The following is a 17,135-nucleotide window of genomic DNA, read 5'->3' as shown; positions in this document are numbered from 1 at the left end:
GGGGCGCCCATTGAGACTGGCAATCCAGTAAAAATTGCCCGGTGGCAAAGAATTTTTGTGCGGGCTGCTAGTCTTAATAGAGCTTCTCCACATTCCTTACAGATACTTGGCACGACGAAATTTGGGCAAAAATGGCGGTCACCGTCGCGGCAGTGTGAAGTGCGGTACATGGTGTTTCTCAAAGTGATTCAGGGTTTTTCAAACAGTATCCTCAGCAGTTCCCGAGGCCGTGTGCTCGGTTTGCTGTTGCCTGTGCTGGCGTTACTGGCGGCTGGAAGCGCGACGGCGGCCGACGCCGAGCGATCGCAGCGCGCGGACAAATCCACCCGCGAAGCCGGCAAGGCTATCAGCAAGGGCGTGGAAGCCAGTGCCAAAGAGTTTGATCGCTACTTCCGCCAGCTGCTGAAGCAACAGGGGATTCCCGGTGCCGCCTATGTGATCGTGGATCACGATCAGATTGTGGCCATGAACACCTATGGCGTCCGGGTCAAAGGCAAGCACGAAGCGGTCACTACCCACACGGTGTTCCGCCTGGCATCCGTGTCCAAAACCTTTGCGGCCAGTATGGCGGCGGTGCTGGAGCACGAGCACAAGTTCAACTGGGGCGACAAGGTGGTGCGCTATGTGCCCCAGCTCAGCTTCAAAACCCCGGCACTGTCCATGCAGCTACAGGTGCAGCACCTGTTGAGCCATTCCTCCGGGTTAACCCCCAACGCCTACGACAACTATCTGGAAGACAACCGGCCCCTGTCCAAGATACTGCCGATGTTCTCCACCATTGATCCCCACTGCGCGCCAGGCAAATGCTACGGCTACCAGAATGTGCTGTTCAGCCTGATCGAGGATGTGATCCAGAAGGCGACCGGTGTGCCCTATAGCCGCCAGTTGAAAGAGCGTTTCTTTACCCCGCTGAAGATGGAAGACGCCTCCCTGGGCTGGGAAAGCTTTATGGCGGCGAGCAACCGCGCCGCACCCCACGTGCAGACCGGCAGCGGCTGGCGTCCGGTGAAGGTGGAAAAAGAGTATTACCTGGCGGCCCCGGCCGCGGGTGTGAACGCCAGCATCAGCGACATGGCCCAGTGGCTGAAGGCGCAGATGGGTTACTATCCAGAGGTGCTGTCGCAGGCGGTGATTGACGACCTGACCACCGAGCGCGTGGAAACCCGCCGCCATATGCGCCACCGGATCTGGCGTGACTATATTGACCATGCGGGTTACGGCCTTGGCTGGCGCCTCTACACGGTGGGTGACGACCGCATCATTTTCCACGGCGGCTGGGTGGCGGGCTTCCGCGCCGCAGTGGCCTACTCGGAAAAGCGCAAGGTGGGTATCGCCATTCTGATGAACGCCGAGTCGCGTGTGATCTCCGATCTAACTGGCAACTTTATTGCCGACATCACCGGCCGCGGCAAACTGGTACAGGCCATCGCCGCCTCTGCCAAAAAGTGACCCAGAGCGGGGGCTATGTCCCCGCTAGTCCGCTCTCTCAATCCCTCCGATCTCCCGTATATTTCCTGAAACCCTCCAATTGCCTTCTTGTTACTCCTCTTATTGCCATTGCAGCGCTTGAATTGATCACACCCGGCCCAATATTGGCTGACTGATTGAGTTTTAAGTTGCCGGCTGCAACCGGCAACGGTCGAATAGATTTAGGGGAGATCCGATCCATGACTGTTGAGGCACATAAAGAGAATCACGGCTTCCAGACCGAAGCCAAGCAGCTGCTGCACCTGATGATTCACTCGCTCTACTCCAACAAGGAGATTTTCCTGCGCGAGCTGGTATCCAATGCCTCCGATGCCGCCGACAAGCTGCGCTTTGAATCCCTCTCCAAGCCGGAATTACTGGCGGAAGATCCGGATTTGCGCATTCGTATCGAATTCGACAAAGACGCGGGTACCCTGACCATTGCCGATAACGGTATCGGCATGAGCCGCGATGAGGTGATCGAAAACCTGGGCACCATCGCCCGCTCCGGCACCGCCAACTTCATGCAGAACCTCTCTGGTGACCAGAAGAAGGATGCACACCTGATCGGCCAGTTCGGGGTCGGTTTTTACTCCGCGTTTATCGTCGCCGACAAGGTGGATGTATTCACCCGTCGTGCCGGCTCTGATGCCAGCCAGGGCGTGCACTGGGAGTGTAGTGGTGAAGCGGAATACTCGGTCGAGAACGTCGAGTGGCCGGATCGCGGCACCCGTGTGGTGCTGCACCTGAAAGACGACGCCAAAGAGTTTGCCGACGACTGGCGCCTGCGCTCCATTATCAAGAAATACTCCGATCACATCGCCATCCCGGTAGAGATGCTGAAACAGGAAGCCCCGGCGGCCGAAGGTGAAGAGCAACAAGACAGCGCGCCGGTATTTGAAGCGGTCAACGCCGCCCAGGCGCTGTGGACCCGCCCGCGCTCCGAGGTGAAATCCGAGGAGTACAAAGAGTTCTACAAGCATGTGTCCCACGACTTCGAAGATCCGCTGACCTGGAGTCACAACCGTGTGGAAGGCAAGCTGGACTACACCAGCCTGCTGTATATCCCCGCGCGCCCTCCTTTTGACCTGTACCAGCGCGACGCCGCCCGCGGCCTCAAACTGTACGTGCAGCGCACTTTCATCATGGATGACGCCGAGCAGTTCCTGCCGCTGTACCTGCGCTTTGTCAAAGGGGTGCTGGACTCCAACGATCTGCCGCTGAACGTCTCCCGCGAGATCCTGCAGAAAGACCAGAACACCGACGCCATCAAGAGTGCGCTGACCAAGCGTGTGCTGGATATGCTCGACAAGCTGGCGAAGAAAGACGCCGACCAGTACCAGAAATTCTGGGACCTGTTCGGTTCCGTGATGAAAGAGGGGCCGGCGGAAGATTTTGCCAACAAGGAAAAGGTAGCCAAATTGCTGCGCTTCTCCACCACCCAGACTGACACTCCCAAGCAGGACCAGTCTCTCGAGGACTACATCGGCCGTATGAAAGACGGCCAGAAGCACATTTACTACGTGTGCGCGGACAACTTCGCCACCGCCAAGTCTTCCCCTTACCTGGAAGTCTTCCGCAAAAAGGCTATCGAAGTACTGCTGCTCACCGACCAGGTGGATGAGTGGTTCGTCGGCCATATGCAGGAGTTTGACGGCAAGCAGTTCCAGGATGTGGCCAAAGGCGCACTGGACCTGGGCGAAGCGGAAAACGACGACGACAAGGCCGAGCGCGAGAAGGTTGAGAAAGAAGCCGGTGCTCTGGTGGAGCGCGTCAAGGAAGTGCTGGAAAGCCGCGTGGAAGATGTGCGCGCGACCACGCGCCTGGTGGATTCCCCGGCGTGCCTGGTGGCGAGCGACAACGATATGGGCATGCAGATGCGCCGTATTCTGGAGCAGGCCGGCCAGAGCCTGCCGGAAGCCAAGCCTATCTTTGAGTTGAACCCCAGCCACCCGCTGGTGCAGCGTCTGGATCAGGAGCAGGACGAAGACCGCTTTGCGGACCTCACCAATATCCTGATGGACCAGGCCAACCTGGCTGCCGGTAACCAGCTGGCGGATCCTGCGGATTATGTGCGCCGTCTGAACGCGCTGTTGCTGGAACTCAATCGCTGATTGTTGAGACGACAGCTTCCGGCCGGGCCCTGGGCCCGGCCGGATTCCCTCTGCGAATGGGCCAGCCTGAGCACTGTTTTATTTTTGCCGGTCGGCAACTCAATGGCCTGGTTCCGTGCAGGCCCCCTGTACAGGGCGCCAATTACCGCCTGTTAATGTCTCCCCTATATTTCTTCTTGTCGGTTTTTTGCACGAATTGACCGTAAAAAGACGGCAATTGTTGGCGAACTTGGCAAAAGTGATCAAATACTTGTGCGGCCGTTGGGCGCCGGGTCTCGGCTCCGTATAATCTCCCGCTGCACAGCAAACAATTACAGAGCCTTATGACTCAAACAGACGTTTCCACTAACGCCACTGAATCCCGTTACTCCATCGCCATTCTTGGTGGTGGCAGCTTTGGTACCGCCGTTGCCAATATCATCGCCGGCAATGGCCACGATACCCGCCAGTGGATGCGGGACCCGGAGCGCGCTGCTGCCTGTATGGCCGAGCGCGAGAACCAGTACTATCTGCCCGGTGTTGCCCTGCACCCGGATCTCAACATCACCAGCGACCTGGAAAAAGCCGTGTGCGGCTGCCAGGTGGTGTTCGTGGCGATCCCCAGTAAATCCTTTCGCGAGGTAGTGCACCGCGCGGCGCCGATCCTGGCCCCGGGTACCATGCTGATTTCCCTCACCAAGGGCGTGGAGCACGACAGCTTCCACCTGATGAGCGATATCCTGCGCGAGGAAACCGAAGGAATGCGCGTGGGGGTACTGAGTGGTCCCAATTTTGCCAAGGAGATCGTCGCTGGCCACTACACCGCGACGGTGATCGCTAGTGAGGACGAGTCCCTGTGCGAGACCATTCAGAAGGTGCTGCACTCGGAGACTTTCCGGGTTTATTCCAGTAATGATGTGTTCGGCGTAGAGTTGGCCGGTGCGCTGAAGAATATCTACGCCATAGTGACGGGCATGGCCGTGGCCCTCGGTCGTGGCCAGAACACCACCAGTCTGCTGATTACCCGCGCCCTGGCGGAGATGATGCGATTTGCGGAGGCTGTCGGTGCCGACCCCATGACCTTTATCGGCCTCGCCGGTGTGGGTGACCTGATATTGACCTGCTCCTCGGATCTCAGCCGTAACTACCGGGTGGGCTACCTGGTGGGCAAAGGCAAGAAGCTGGATGAGGCGGTTTCGGAAATCGGCCAGGTGGCGGAAGGGGTGAATACCGTTCGCCTGATCAAGGCGAAGGCCGATGAGCTGGATGTCTACATGCCCTTGGTTTCCGCGATTCACGCCATATTATTTGAAGGTACCCCGATACCGACGGTTATCCGCGAGCTGATGTCCGGGGCCCAGACGTTTGATGTGGCCTATTCGGCAAAGCCTGATAGCCAAACAGAAACGCTTCAAAACCAATAAATGGATGCGCCATGAATAACGAACAGATCAAACAGAACCTGACTTCCTCGGATCACTGGGTGCGCCTGCTATTTATGGTGCTGTTCGTGATCCTGCTGGAGATAGCGGGGGTGGTGATGCTTGCCACCATAGTGCTGCAATTCCTCTTTGCCATCGTTTCTGGCGGGCCGAACGACAACCTTCGCCAACTCGGCAACCAGATTGCATCCTATATTTATCAGACCCTGCAATTCCTGATTTACAACACCGAAGAGAAGCCTTTCCCGTTCGCGGAGTGGCCGGAGTCCTGACGCCTTTGGGCGTCAAAAGGCTCCCTGTGTCGTCAATGCTATAGTGTGTATTCATGCGCCGGCTTTGTGGCCGGCCAAATTTTTGTGGTGCCCAACAACGGACTGGTGATCGCCTCATGAGTAACGAAGAACTGAAACAAAACCTGACTTCCACCAACCAGTGGGTGCGCCTGATTTACATGGTGCTCTTCGCGGTACTGCTGGAAATCGCCGGCTTTGTCATGCTGGCGGTGGTTATCGCCCAATTCCTGTTTGCCATTTTTACCGGCAACGCCAACGACAACCTGCGTCGCCTTGGCGACCAGATTGCCTCCTACATTTATCAGACCCTGCAATTCCTGATCTACAACTCGGAAGAGAAACCTTTTCCGTTTTCCGAGTGGCCCGAGTCCGAGGAGGAAGACCTGTCTTCCTATGCGAGCGCGGAAGAAATTGATGGCGAGGTAATCGGTGCGGACGCCGATGCAGATGAAGCGGTGACTGAAGCAGAGGTAGTCGAAGAGGCTGAGAAGACCGGCCAGAAATCCGCATCCAAGCCATCGGAGGATGCCGAGTCCTCGTCGGCGGCGACCGAAGAGCCCCCGCGGAAAGCGAAGTCGTCCAAAAAAGTTGAGGCCTCGGGCGACGCCGAAACGGTGATTGAGCTTGGCAGTGATGCATCCGCAGAGCCAAGTGATGACTCTGCAACGGAATCTACCGCAGAAAAGAGTTCTGGCGATAAATAGTCCCCAGCGGTTTTTGACGGGAGTTTGTAGTGCTGTTGTTTGTATTGCGCCATGGCCACGCAGAGCCGTTCAGTAAAAGTGACGAAACCCGCGCCCTGACCGAAGGCGGACGTGCCGAAGTTGCCGCCGTCTGCAAGGAGCGGGCATCGGAGCTGGCTCAGGTAAAAACCATCTGGGCAAGTCCCTTCGTCCGCACTCGCCAGACTGCCAAGATAGTGGCAGAGGCCTTTGGTCTTGAGGTGGAGATCCAGGAGGTACTGACGAGCGATACGCCGCTGGCGGAGTTGCTGGATGCCCTGGGCGAAGTGGAAGAGAAGTCTTTCCCGTTGTTGCTGGTCAGTCATCAGCCGCTAGTAGGCGAACTGGTGAATGGCCTCTGCGGCACTGGCAATGAACACCCTATGGGCACGGCGAGTCTCGCCTGTCTTTCATCCGATGTGTGGGCACTGGATTGCGCGGAACTGGAATGGCTACAGCATAAGCCCTGATGCGCGAAAATAGGCCATCAAGTCTGGCGCCTGTGGCCATTGAGGTCGGTTCGAGCCGCTGTAACTATGGTGGCTTGAATCATAAAAACTGTTGTTCCTCATGAGTCTTTCTTCACATCCTTCCTCTCTTGTTCCCCGCGAAATTTCCCTCGACCTCGATGGCAATGTGATCGCTGCCCGCCAGTGGGGCAACCCCGACGGCGTGCCGGTTTTGGCGCTGCATGGCTGGCTCGATAATTGCGCCAGTTTCGACGCCATGGCGCCCTTTCTGCAGTGCTTCAATCTGGTAGCAGTCGACCTCGCCGGCCACGGTCAGAGCTACCATCGCCACCGGGATGCCAGCTACACGGTCTGGAGCGAGATCGAGGATGTTTTCGGTATGGCCGATGCGCTTGGGTGGGAGCAGTTTTCCATTCTCGCGCACTCTCGTGGCGCGGTAATTGGTACCATCGCCGCCGCCACTTTTCCCGAGCGGGTATCCAAGCTGGCACTGATCGATGGCCTGGTACCGCCACCGGCGCTGGACAGTGAGGCGCCGGAAACCCTGCGCAAAGCCATAGAGCAGCGCGCGCGCTACCGCGACCGTGAGGCCAAGGTGTTTGCTTCACTGGAGGTGGCGACGGCAGCGCGCAAGAACGGTCTGTTTAAGCTGAGTGACGACGCAGCGCGTCGGCTGGTGGAGCGGGGTGTGCGCAGTTGTGAGGGGGGCTATACGTGGAGCAATGACCCGCAACTGATGACCAGTTCCCTGGCAAAACTCAATGAGGCGCAGGTGGAAGCATTTCTGGCAAGGGCCACCATGCCCATTCGCCTGGCGCTGGGGCAATCCGGAATTCAGGGCATGATTGAGCGTATCCGCCCGGTGGCGGAGCAGTGTCCGAACATTGAGATCCGGGAGTTTCCGGGCGGCCACCACCTGCACATGGAAGGGAGTGCCGAGGTGATTGCCAGCTGGTTTGTACCGTTTCTCGCCGGAGAGGGCGAGTAGGCCGTTTGGCTGGGAATAAGGGAGTAAGGGGGTAAGGCAGTAGGATGGGGTGGGGCGCCTTAAAAGGGCACCCGCTTGGAATAACTGGCCTTGTGCATATCCCGCACTTCCACTGAAATCTCCGGCACTTCCGGTGCGGATTCACACAGATAATTGAATATGGCTGCGCTCAAGGCCTCTTTCTGTTCGGTCGTGCGACCTTCCAGAATCCGAACCTCCGCGTGAATAAACAAGTTGCTGGAGCCTTCATGGCTTTTGCCCAGGACAAAATCCCGGTAGGGCAACGCCCTGGTTTTGATGGCACTGGCATTGAAGAGCCCGGTTTCGCTCATGGCCTGCTGGCCGTTGCTGACCAGTGCCGCAATGGAAATGCTGTCTTCCAGTTTTTGCGAATACTCGATCACCAGGTGTGGCATCTTCGGGCTCTCCGTTTGCGCGGGTTCAGTGGTTCGGGGTTATCGAATCAGTGACAGGAACTCGTTGCGGGTTGCCTGCTGGCTGCGGAAAGAGCCGAGCATGGCGGAGGTTTTCATCACCGAGTTCTGCTTTTCAACACCGCGCATCATCATGCACATGTGTTTCGCTTCAACGATCACGCCGACACCGGCAGCACCGGTTACGCGCTGAATCGTCTCGGCAACTTCTACCGTTAACTGCTCCTGGATCTGCAAACGGCGGGCAAACATGTCTACAATGCGCGCCACTTTCGACAGGCCCAGTACCTTGCCGTCGGGAATGTAGGCCACGTGCGCTTTGCCGATAAACGGCAGCAGGTGGTGCTCGCACAGGGAGTAGAGTTCGATATCTTTTACCAGCACCATCTCACTGCAGTCAGACGGGAAAAGTGCGTCATTGACCACTTCTTCCACGGTCTGCTGATAGCCGCGGGTCAGGTACTGCATGGCCTTGGCGGCGCGCAGAGGGGTGTCTTTGAGGCCCGGGCGCTCAAGGTCTTCGCCAATGGCTTCAATGATGTGTGCGTAATGTTCTTTCATCAGTATGCTTCCGAGGTCTCGCCTGCGCCTGTGATCTTTGCGTTACGGCGTGGCAGCTATCCCGAGGGATCCAGAGGGTGCGCTACCCTAAGCCTTTGTGAATCGCTAGTAAAGCGCCAAAAATAGAGGAATATCGGCAATGATAGAGAAACGGGAGTCCAGTTTGCACGAATTGTGTACCATCCTGGATTATATCCGCTGGGGCGCCAGCCGCTTCAGTGAGGGGGAGCTCTGGTTTGGCCACGGCACGGACAATGCCTGGGACGAAGCTGTCCTGCTGGTCACCCACGCCCTGCACCTGCCCGTAGATAGCAAGCCAGAAATCCTTTCCGCGCGCCTGACCATGGACGAGCGTCGGGAAGTCATGGGGGTGCTGGAGAAGCGCCTCAACGAGCGCCTGCCGGCGCCCTATATCACGAACGAAGCCTGGTTCTGCGACCTGCCGTTTTATGTGGATGAGCGGGTACTGGTGCCGCGCTCTCCCATTGGCGAATTGATTCGCCAGCGCTTCGAACCCTGGCTGCAGGAAGAGCCCCTGGCGATTCTCGACCTCTGCTGTGGCAGCGGTTGTATCGGTATCGCCTGCGCCGATACTTTCCCCGGTGCCCGCGTCGATGTCAGTGACATCTCCGCGGACGCCATTGAAGTGGCGCAAATCAATATCAACCGCCACCAGCTGAATGACGAAGTGCGCGCGGTGCAGTCGGATCTGTTTGCCGGCCTCAAGGGTTGCAGTTACGACCTGATCGTCAGCAACCCGCCCTATGTTGACGCGCGTGACCTCGCGGAAATGCCACGGGAATACCATGCGGAACCGGGTCTGGCGCTGGGCTCCGGCGACGACGGCCTCGATTTTACCCGGCGTTTACTGCTGGAGGCTCCCGACTATTTGCAGCCGGAGGGCATTCTGGTTTGCGAGGTGGGCAACAGCTGGGAAGCGCTGGAGGCGGCCTATCCACGGGTACCGTTTGTATGGCCGGAGCTGGAAGACGGCGGGCACGGGATCTTCATGCTGACGCGGGAAGACCTTTTGGCCTGCCAAAGCTTTTTTGAAGAGGGTGCCAAGCCCTAGGCGGTGGAATCCTTTATAATGCACCGCTTTCATTGAGCTTTTATCGCGCTTTTATTGAAAGACATCGAATAATTCACTGGGGTAGGGAATACCGGGTATGTCGGGTAACACTTTTGGCAAGCTGTTCTGTGTCACCACTTTTGGCGAGAGTCACGGCCCAGCGCTGGGCTGCATTATTGATGGCTGCCCTCCCGGGCTGGAAATTTCTGCCGAGGAAATCCAGCTGGAGCTGGACCGCCGCAAGCCGGGTACTTCCCGCTATACCACCCAGCGTCGCGAAGCCGACGAGGTCAAAATCCTCTCCGGCGTGTTCGAAGGCAAAACCACCGGAACCCCCATTGGCCTGCTGATCGAGAACACCGACCAGCGCTCCAAAGACTACGCCAACATCGCCGAGCAAATTCGCCCGGCGCACGCCGATTACACCTACTGGGCAAAGTATGGGCTGCGGGATTATCGCGGTGGCGGCCGCTCCTCTGCCCGCGAGACGGCCATGCGCGTGGCCGCGGGTGCCATCGCCAAGAAGTGGCTGAAACAGCAGTTCGGTATCGAGGTGCGGGGCTACCTTTCCCAGTTGGGGCCGATCAAGGTGGAAAAGCTGGACTGGTCACAGGTCGGTGAAAACCCCTTCTTCTGCCCGGATGCCGACAAGGTGCCGGAGATGGAGGAGTACATGCAGGCCCTGATCAAGGAAGGCAACTCCATCGGTGCGCGTATTTCCGTGCATGCCAGCGGCGTGCCTGCCGGCCTGGGTGAGCCGATTTTCGACCGCCTGGATGCGGATCTGGCGCACGCGCTGATGAGCATCAACGCGGTGAAGGGCGTGGAGATCGGCGCAGGCTTTGCGTCGGTTGAGCAAAAGGGCACCGAGCACCGCGATGAAATCACCGAAGCCGGCTTCCAGTCCAATAACGCTGGCGGCGTGCTGGGCGGTATCTCCAGCGGTCAGGAGCTGATCGCCCATATCGCACTCAAGCCGACTTCCAGTCTGCGTATCCCGGGTAAAAGCCTGGATACCAATGGCAATCCCATCGAGGTGGTGACCAAGGGGCGTCACGACCCCTGTGTGGGTATCCGCGCGACGCCGATTGCCGAGGCGATGATGGCGCTGGTATTGATTGACCATGTGCTGCGCCAGCGGGCCCAGAACGGCGATGTGGAATTCGGGCTGAAAATCCCCGCCGGTGAATCGGTCTGATTCAACGAAAATTCAGGGCACAAAAAAGGCGGAGCGCCAAAAACGCTCCGCCTTTTTTGTGTCTGCCCTGCGGTGATTACAGGTGCAGGCTCAGGCCCAGGTAGGGGCCCTTGATTTCCAGGTTTGGTTCAAGCTCGTCCAGTTCCGGTGCGTCGATGGACATAGCGCGATAGCCGGCTTCCACAGCGAAATCGAGCGCAGGAACGAAGTCCCAGCGGACTTTTGCGGTCAGGTCGGTGATTTTGTCGCCGTCATATTCAATGCCATTGCCCTGGGCAATGATGGACCAGCCGGTGAAGGGCAGGTCGAATCGCGCCATACCGTAAATCATAGGCAGGGTGCCGGCGAAATCTAGTTTGGCGGTTTCGTCGGCTATGTCTAAGTCCAGGGAGCCATCGAAGTGTCGCGCGGTCAGGCCGAGATCCAGGTTTACCCAGTTATCCAGAATTTCATAGTAAAGGGTGGCATCGGTGTGGCTCAGGTCCAGATTGCTACTTACTCCGCCAAAACCGGATTCAATCTGGGTGTGTGCTACCAGGATATTCGGCACCAGCGGGATCGGGTGTTCTAGCGCAGCTTGCAGGAAAGTGTTGTTGTCTTCCTTCAGGTAGTCGCCGTTCAGTACATTGTTCAGGTCGCCGCTGTAGCTCGGCTTCCATACGCCAGCGGTGGCGTCGAAGCCAAGGATAGTGTCAGCAGAGGCGCCAGCGGAAGCCAGGGCCGCACAGAGTGCCAAGGTGTATTTTTTCATTGGAGTTGCTCCCGTTTTTATTTCTGCGGCGCAGTTTACCGGTTTTTTGTGAAGATTCCCTGAACAGTTAGCGTTTTTGGAACTTATTCGTGACCCTGTACTACTTTCCCGCCTCCGGCTCTTTTTTGGAATTTCTCAAAAGCCCTTGGCTTCCTTCACCAGCAGCTGTTGCAGGGCGTTGGCGGCATTGCTGAGGGTGCGATTGCGGTGATAGATGATCCCCAGATTCCGCAGAATATTCAGTTGCGGCATGGGCAATTCCGCCAGGGTGTCGTCCACCAGCGTTTTCGGAAGCACGCTCCAGCCGAGGCCGACACCGGCCATCATTTTGATGGTTTCCAGGAAGTTGGTGGCCAGTTTGGCGGTAAGTTTGAGGCCGTGGGCATCGAATTCCCGTTTGATCAGCCGCCCGGTGTAGGTGTTGAGATCCGGCAGGATAGCCGGGTACCGGGCCAGGGCGGGCAGGTCCAGCTCCGGCATCTGCGCCAGGGGGTGGTCCGGCGCGGCGACCACGACGCAGGGGTCGGGCCAGATGATCTGGGCATTGAGGCTGGGATAGTCCTTGAGGGCCAGGGTGACGACGGCGAGTTCGTATTCGCCGGCCATCAGGGCTTCATAGGCCTGCTCTGAGTCGAGAAAGTCGATGTCGAGGGAGACGTCGGGATAGAGGTTGCTGAATTCCCGCAGTACCGGCGGCAGGTGGTGCAGGCCCACGTGGTGGCTGGTGGCAATCCGCAGGCTGCCGCCGATGGTTTCTCCGAGACTGCGGAGCTCCCGCTCGGCATCGCTGACTTCGTTCAGGATGTGGCGGGCGCGGGGCAGCAGGGCGCGACCGGCATTGGTCAGCTGGAGTTTTCTGCCGATACGGTCAAACAGTGGGGCGCCAAGCTGCTGTTCCAGGGAAGCCAGGCGCTTGCTCACTGCGGGCTGGGTCAGGTGCAGCTGTTCGGCAGCTTCCGACACAGAGTTTTGCTCGGCGATGGCGAGAAAGGCTCTAAGCCACTGGATTTCCATGGGGGTGTTTCTCGATGGTTGCTTCCAGGTATTCCAAAAGCGAATGCGCCATATAATAAATATAAATTGATGTTATTCAATGCCCCCCCTAGACTTCCGCATGTTATCCATAGAGGAGATGGGGCAATGGGCCAAGAAGAGCATAAAAAACAGACGCTTTACGACAAACTCTGGCAAGACCACCTGGTAAAAAGCCGCGATGACGGCACCGCACTGATTTATATCGACCGCCACCTGATTCACGAAGTGACCTCGCCCCAGGCCTTCGAAGGGCTACGTCTGGCTGGTCGCAAGCCCTGGCGTACCGATTCCGTGGTGGCAACGCCGGACCACAATGTGCCGTCGGATGCCGCAGAGCGCGCGGGTGGTATTGAAGGTATCCAGGATGAGGTTTCCCGTATCCAGGTGAAGACCCTGGATGAGAACTGTAAGGACTTCGGTATCGTTGAATTTGGTATCAACGACCCCGGTCAGGGCATTGTGCATGTGATCGGGCCGGAGACCGGTGTGACCCTGCCGGGTATGACGGTTGTGTGTGGCGATTCCCACACGTCTACCCACGGCGCTCTGGGTGCGCTGGCCCACGGCATCGGCACATCCGAGGTGGAGCACGTGATGGCCACCCAGTGCCTGATTCAGAAGAAAATGAAAAATATGCTGGTGCGCGTGGACGGTGAACTCGGTCCAGGCGTGACCGCGAAAGACGTCGTGCTGGCGATTATCGGCAAAATCGGAACCGCGGGTGGCACCGGTTACGCCATCGAGTTTGGCGGTTCTGCGATCCGCAGTCTGTCCATGGAAGGCCGCATGACCATCTGCAATATGGCCATCGAAGCTGGTGCCCGCGCGGGCATGGTAGCGGTGGATCAGGTCACTCTGGACTATGTGAAAGGCAAACCCTATGCACCCAAGGGGGAGCAGTGGGACATGGCGGTGGCAAGCTGGAGCCGTTTGCATTCCGACGACGGCGCGCACTTCGACGCGGTCGTTGAGCTGAAGGCGGAAGAAATCGAGCCGCAGGTGAGCTGGGGTACCTCTCCGGAAATGGTTGTGCCGGTGAGCGCAGTGGTGCCGAGCCCGGCGGACGAGAGCGATGCCACCAAAAAGGCCGGTATCGAGCGCGCACTGGAATACATGGGGCTGACCGCTGGCCAGAAGATCACCGATATCAATCTGGACCGGGTCTTTATTGGTTCCTGCACCAATTCCCGTATTGAAGACCTGCGCGCGGCGGCCGCGGTGGCCAAGGGCCACAAGAAAGCTGATAGCGTAAAGCAGGTGCTGGTCGTTCCCGGTTCGCAGTCGGTGAAGGCGCAGGCCGAGAAAGAAGGGCTGGATAAAGTGTTCGTCGAAGCGGGCTTCGAATGGCGCGAGCCTTCCTGCTCCATGTGTCTGGCGATGAATGCGGACAAGCTGGGTGCCGGAGAGCATTGTGCCTCCACTTCCAACCGCAACTTTGAAGGTCGTCAGGGCTATGGCGGTCGCACCCACCTGGTGAGCCCGAGTATGGCGGCGGCGGCGGCCATTGCCGGCCATTTTGTGGATGTACGTGAATTTCAAAAGGAGGCGAGCTGATGAAAGCTTTTACCCAGCATAAAGGCGTTGCCGCCCCGATGGACCGCGCCAATGTGGATACGGATCTGATTATTCCCAAGCAGTTCCTGAAGTCCATCAAGCGGTCCGGATTTGGTCCGAACCTGTTTGATGAGTTGCGCTATCTGGATGAGGGCCAGCCTGGACAGGATCACAGCAAGCGCCCACTGAATCCGGAGTTTCCGCTGAACCACCCCCGTTACCAGGGGGCCTCAGTACTACTTGCACGCAAGAACTTCGGCTGTGGTTCCAGCCGCGAACACGCGCCCTGGGCACTGGATGATCACGGCTTCCGCGTCGTCATTGCGCCGAGCTTTGCGGATATTTTCTTTAACAACTGCTTCAAGAACGGCCTTTTACCGATCGTTCTGGAAGAAGAAATTGTCGAGCAGTTGTTCCAGGAAATGTACGCGGAAGAGGGGTACGAGCTGACCGTAGACCTGGAAGCGCAGGTGGTGATCAAGCCCAATGGCGAAACCCATGCGTTTGAAGTGGATACCTTCCGCAAGCACTGTCTGTTAAACGGCCTTGATGACATCGGCCTGACGCTGGAAGACGCAGATGATATCCGTGCCTATGAAGCCAAGCGTCGCGAGCAGGCGCCCTGGTTGTTTGATGCCGTAAAGTAATTGCTGAGCAAGCAGTACTAGGCCAACAGAATAATTGGAAAAACAATGAGCAAGAAAATCATGATTCTGCCGGGCGATGGTATTGGCCCGGAAATTGTCGAGCAGGCGGTTGCGGTACTGAAAACCGTTGATGAAAAATTTGGCTTGGGCCTTGCGTTCACTGAAGGCCTGATCGGCGGTGCCTCTATCGATGCCCACGGCGAGCCGCTGACCGATGCCGAGCTGGCCAAGGCCGGTGAGTGCGATGCCGTACTGCTGGGCGCGGTGGGTGGTCCCAAGTGGGATACCCTGGATCGCGCCATCCGCCCGGAAAAAGGCCTGTTGAAAATTCGCAGCGGTCTCGGCCTCTACGCCAACCTGCGTCCGGCTATCCTCTATCCGCAGCTGGCAGATGCCTCTTCGCTGAAACCGGAAGTGGTATCCGGCCTGGATATCCTGATCGTGCGTGAGCTTACTGGTGGTATTTACTTCGGTGAGCCCCGCGGCATCAAAACACTCGAGAATGGCGAGAAGCAGGGCTATAACACCTACGTCTATAAAGAATCAGAGATCGAGCGTATTGCCCGCACCGCATTTGAAGCGGCGCAAAAGCGCGGCGGCAAGCTGTGCTCTGTAGACAAGGCCAACGTACTGGAAGTGACTGTGCTGTGGCGCGAAGTGCTGGATCGTCTGGCGCCGGAATACCCGGACGTGGAGCTGTCCCATATGTATGTGGATAACGCAGCCATGCAGCTGGTGCGTGCACCCAAGCAGTTTGACGTGATGGTAACCGGCAATATGTTCGGCGATATCCTGTCCGACGCCGCCGCCATGCTGACCGGTTCCATCGGCATGCTGCCGTCGGCCTCCATGAATGAAACTGGCTTTGGCCTGTATGAGCCGTGCCACGGCAGTGCACCGGATATCGCCGGGCAGGGCATTGCCAACCCGCTGGCGACGATTTTGTCTGCCGCCATGATGCTGCGTTACTCGCTGGATATGGGTGAAGCGGCCGATGCCATCGAGGCGGCAGTGAGCAAGGTTCTGGATCAGGGACTGCGCACCGCGGACATTTACACCGATGGCTGTAAAAAAGTCTCCACCGCGGAAATGGGCGCAGCTGTGGTGGCCGCTTTCTAATTTCGCAAGCCGCTCCGCCGTCATCCCCGCGCGACAAGCGCGCGGGGGTCCAGAAACAACTGATTGATTCAACAGGGTAATGCAATGAACAAGGTAGGATTCGTAGGCTGGCGCGGTATGGTCGGCTCCGTTTTGATGGGCCGCATGCTGGAAGAAAACGACTTCGCGCATATCGCTGAGCCGGTATTTTTCTCCACATCCAATGCTGGTGGTAAGGCGCCGGAGATTGGTAAAGAAGTGGCGCCCCTCAAAGACGCCTACGACCTGGACGCGCTGGCAGAGCTGGACGCGATCGTCAGCTGCCAGGGCGGTGATTACACCAAAGAGGTATTCGGCAAGCTGCGCGAAAAAGGCTGGAACGGCTACTGGATTGATGCGGCTTCCAGCCTGCGTATGCAGGACGACGCTATCATCGTGCTGGATCCGGTGAACCGCGATGTGATTGATCAGGGCATCGAATCTGGCGTGAAAAATTACATCGGCGGTAACTGCACCGTGAGCCTGATGCTGATGGGCCTCGGCGGCCTGTTCAAGGCCGGTCTGGTGGAGTGGGTAACCGCCATGACCTATCAGGCCGCCAGTGGTGCCGGCGCCAAGAATATGCGCGAGCTGATTTCCCAGATGGGCAGCATTCGTGACGGCGTCGCTCCTGAACTGGCAGATCCCGCCAGTGCGATTCTGGATATCGACCGCAAAGTGGTTGAGAACATGCGCAGTGGCGACTTCCCGACCTCCGAGTTTGGTGCGCCTTTGGCCGGTAGCCTGCTGCCCTGGATCGACACTCAGCTGGAGTCCGGCCAGAGCCGCGAAGAGTGGAAGGCACAGGTGGAAGCCAACAAGATCCTCGGTACCAGTGCTACCGTACCGGTCGATGGCACCTGTGTACGTATTGGCGCCATGCGCTGCCACAGCCAGGCGTTTACCGTGAAGCTGAAGAAAGATCTGCCGCTGGCGGAAATCGAACAGCTGATTGGCACTGCCAACGACTGGGTGAAGGTTGTGCCCAACGACCGCGAAGTGACCCTGAAAGAGCTGACCCCGACCGCAGTCACCGGCAAACTGGATATTCCGGTAGGTCGCCTGCGCAAGTTGAGCATGGGTGGCGAGTACCTGAACGCCTTCACCGTGGGCGATCAGCTGCTGTGGGGTGCTGCGGAGCCGCTGCGTCGTGTGCTGCTGATCCTGTTGGGCAAGCTGTAAGGTCTTGCAGATCGCAAAATAGATCGCAAAATTGCCCATTTCGCCGCCCCATCCCCCGGGGCGGCTTCCCCCCGCCTTCCGCGCGAGTA

Annotated in this window: 17 protein-coding genes; 13 read left to right on the top strand and 4 right to left on the bottom strand. The window is 58.1% G+C overall.

What is annotated here, in order from left to right; genetic code table 11:
• Window positions 1–168 precede the first annotated feature (168 nt).
• From M0G74_RS00790 to M0G74_RS00760, 7 genes are all read left to right on the top strand, one after another.
• Window positions 169–1,449, top strand: coding sequence for a serine hydrolase domain-containing protein (locus M0G74_RS00790; protein WP_248213467.1), 1,281 nt, complete (start codon window positions 169–171; stop codon window positions 1,447–1,449).
• A 218-nt stretch (window positions 1,450–1,667) separates the two neighbouring features.
• Window positions 1,668–3,581 (top strand): molecular chaperone HtpG, encoded by a 1,914-nt coding sequence (gene htpG / locus M0G74_RS00785; protein WP_248213466.1) that lies wholly within the window; start codon window positions 1,668–1,670, stop codon window positions 3,579–3,581.
• A gap of 323 nt (window positions 3,582–3,904) precedes the next feature.
• On the top strand, window positions 3,905–4,984 hold the full coding sequence (locus M0G74_RS00780; protein ID WP_160152934.1) for an NAD(P)H-dependent glycerol-3-phosphate dehydrogenase: 1,080 nt from the start codon (window positions 3,905–3,907) through the stop codon (window positions 4,982–4,984).
• An 11-nt stretch (window positions 4,985–4,995) separates the two neighbouring features.
• A complete protein-coding gene (locus tag M0G74_RS00775) occupies window positions 4,996–5,274 on the top strand; it encodes a DUF4389 domain-containing protein (RefSeq protein ID WP_160152935.1) in 279 nt (92 codons plus the stop codon).
• A gap of 116 nt (window positions 5,275–5,390) precedes the next feature.
• Window positions 5,391–5,999, top strand: coding sequence for a DUF4389 domain-containing protein (locus M0G74_RS00770; protein WP_248213464.1), 609 nt, complete (start codon window positions 5,391–5,393; stop codon window positions 5,997–5,999).
• A gap of 29 nt (window positions 6,000–6,028) precedes the next feature.
• Entirely contained in the window at window positions 6,029–6,487 is a 459-nt protein-coding gene (sixA, locus tag M0G74_RS00765) for a phosphohistidine phosphatase SixA (protein WP_248213462.1), read from the top strand.
• Window positions 6,488–6,587: 100 nt separating this feature from the next.
• A complete protein-coding gene (locus M0G74_RS00760; RefSeq protein WP_248213455.1) occupies window positions 6,588–7,475 on the top strand; it encodes an alpha/beta hydrolase in 888 nt (295 codons plus the stop codon).
• A gap of 59 nt (window positions 7,476–7,534) precedes the next feature.
• On the opposite strand, the gene M0G74_RS00755 is transcribed toward M0G74_RS00760, so the two are convergent.
• The gene (locus tag M0G74_RS00755) at window positions 7,535–7,891 is read right to left on the bottom strand and encodes a 5-carboxymethyl-2-hydroxymuconate Delta-isomerase (protein WP_160152939.1); all 357 of its coding nucleotides are present in this window, start codon (window positions 7,889–7,891) and stop codon (window positions 7,535–7,537) included.
• 39 nt (window positions 7,892–7,930) lie between these two features.
• On the bottom strand, window positions 7,931–8,470 hold the full coding sequence (gene folE / locus M0G74_RS00750; RefSeq protein WP_160152940.1) for a GTP cyclohydrolase I FolE: 540 nt from the start codon (window positions 8,468–8,470) through the stop codon (window positions 7,931–7,933).
• Between the two features lie 139 nt (window positions 8,471–8,609).
• Between folE and prmB the strand changes: the two genes are divergently transcribed.
• Together prmB and aroC are read left to right on the top strand one after the other, a co-directional pair.
• Window positions 8,610–9,542 (top strand): 50S ribosomal protein L3 N(5)-glutamine methyltransferase, encoded by a 933-nt coding sequence (gene prmB, locus M0G74_RS00745; protein ID WP_248213454.1) that lies wholly within the window; start codon window positions 8,610–8,612, stop codon window positions 9,540–9,542.
• 97 nt (window positions 9,543–9,639) lie between these two features.
• Window positions 9,640–10,740, top strand: coding sequence for a chorismate synthase (gene aroC / locus M0G74_RS00740; protein WP_248213452.1), 1,101 nt, complete (start codon window positions 9,640–9,642; stop codon window positions 10,738–10,740).
• A 76-nt stretch (window positions 10,741–10,816) separates the two neighbouring features.
• Here the strand turns inward: aroC and M0G74_RS00735 are convergent, their stop codons facing one another.
• On the bottom strand, window positions 10,817–11,491 hold the full coding sequence (locus M0G74_RS00735) for a TIGR04219 family outer membrane beta-barrel protein (RefSeq protein WP_248213450.1): 675 nt from the start codon (window positions 11,489–11,491) through the stop codon (window positions 10,817–10,819).
• A gap of 135 nt (window positions 11,492–11,626) precedes the next feature.
• Window positions 11,627–12,505 carry a LysR family transcriptional regulator gene (locus M0G74_RS00730; RefSeq protein ID WP_248213448.1) on the bottom strand — a complete coding sequence of 293 codons (879 nt, stop codon included), beginning with the start codon at window positions 12,503–12,505 and terminating at the stop codon, window positions 11,627–11,629.
• A gap of 126 nt (window positions 12,506–12,631) precedes the next feature.
• Between M0G74_RS00730 and leuC the strand changes: the two genes are divergently transcribed.
• The 4 genes from leuC to asd all read left to right on the top strand — a co-directional run bounded on the left by leuC (window position 12,632) and on the right by asd (window position 17,046).
• Window positions 12,632–14,080, top strand: coding sequence for a 3-isopropylmalate dehydratase large subunit (leuC, locus tag M0G74_RS00725; RefSeq protein WP_248213445.1), 1,449 nt, complete (start codon window positions 12,632–12,634; stop codon window positions 14,078–14,080).
• The gene (gene leuD / locus M0G74_RS00720) at window positions 14,080–14,727 is read left to right on the top strand and encodes a 3-isopropylmalate dehydratase small subunit (protein WP_248213444.1); all 648 of its coding nucleotides are present in this window, start codon (window positions 14,080–14,082) and stop codon (window positions 14,725–14,727) included. The genes leuC and leuD overlap by 1 nt, the downstream gene beginning before the upstream one ends.
• A 45-nt stretch (window positions 14,728–14,772) precedes the next feature.
• Window positions 14,773–15,846 carry a 3-isopropylmalate dehydrogenase gene (leuB, locus tag M0G74_RS00715; RefSeq protein WP_160152947.1) on the top strand — a complete coding sequence of 358 codons (1,074 nt, stop codon included), beginning with the start codon at window positions 14,773–14,775 and terminating at the stop codon, window positions 15,844–15,846.
• Between the two features lie 84 nt (window positions 15,847–15,930).
• Window positions 15,931–17,046, top strand: coding sequence for an aspartate-semialdehyde dehydrogenase (asd, locus tag M0G74_RS00710; protein WP_248213443.1), 1,116 nt, complete (start codon window positions 15,931–15,933; stop codon window positions 17,044–17,046).
• Window positions 17,047–17,135: the final 89 nt, after the last annotated feature.

This window comes from Microbulbifer sp. CAU 1566 (assembly GCF_023156515.1).
Lineage (GTDB): Bacteria > Pseudomonadota > Gammaproteobacteria > Pseudomonadales > Cellvibrionaceae > Microbulbifer.
This window is presented reverse-complemented; position numbering and strand designations above follow the sequence as displayed.

Coding starts and splice junctions, on each gene's coding strand:
- M0G74_RS00790 (WP_248213467.1), top strand. CDS start 169: ATGGTGTTTCTCAAAGTGATTCAGGGTTTTTCAAACAGTATCCTCAGC.
- htpG (WP_248213466.1), top strand. CDS start 1,668: ATGACTGTTGAGGCACATAAAGAGAATCACGGCTTCCAGACCGAAGCC.
- M0G74_RS00780 (WP_160152934.1), top strand. CDS start 3,905: ATGACTCAAACAGACGTTTCCACTAACGCCACTGAATCCCGTTACTCC.
- M0G74_RS00775 (WP_160152935.1), top strand. CDS start 4,996: ATGAATAACGAACAGATCAAACAGAACCTGACTTCCTCGGATCACTGG.
- M0G74_RS00770 (WP_248213464.1), top strand. CDS start 5,391: ATGAGTAACGAAGAACTGAAACAAAACCTGACTTCCACCAACCAGTGG.
- M0G74_RS00760 (WP_248213455.1), top strand. CDS start 6,588: ATGAGTCTTTCTTCACATCCTTCCTCTCTTGTTCCCCGCGAAATTTCC.
- M0G74_RS00755 (WP_160152939.1), bottom strand. CDS start 7,891: ATGCCACACCTGGTGATCGAGTATTCGCAAAAACTGGAAGACAGCATT.
- folE (WP_160152940.1), bottom strand. CDS start 8,470: ATGAAAGAACATTACGCACACATCATTGAAGCCATTGGCGAAGACCTT.
- prmB (WP_248213454.1), top strand. CDS start 8,610: ATGATAGAGAAACGGGAGTCCAGTTTGCACGAATTGTGTACCATCCTG.
- aroC (WP_248213452.1), top strand. CDS start 9,640: ATGTCGGGTAACACTTTTGGCAAGCTGTTCTGTGTCACCACTTTTGGC.
- M0G74_RS00735 (WP_248213450.1), bottom strand. CDS start 11,491: ATGAAAAAATACACCTTGGCACTCTGTGCGGCCCTGGCTTCCGCTGGC.
- M0G74_RS00730 (WP_248213448.1), bottom strand. CDS start 12,505: ATGGAAATCCAGTGGCTTAGAGCCTTTCTCGCCATCGCCGAGCAAAAC.
- leuC (WP_248213445.1), top strand. CDS start 12,632: ATGGGCCAAGAAGAGCATAAAAAACAGACGCTTTACGACAAACTCTGG.
- leuD (WP_248213444.1), top strand. CDS start 14,080: ATGAAAGCTTTTACCCAGCATAAAGGCGTTGCCGCCCCGATGGACCGC.
- leuB (WP_160152947.1), top strand. CDS start 14,773: ATGAGCAAGAAAATCATGATTCTGCCGGGCGATGGTATTGGCCCGGAA.
- asd (WP_248213443.1), top strand. CDS start 15,931: ATGAACAAGGTAGGATTCGTAGGCTGGCGCGGTATGGTCGGCTCCGTT.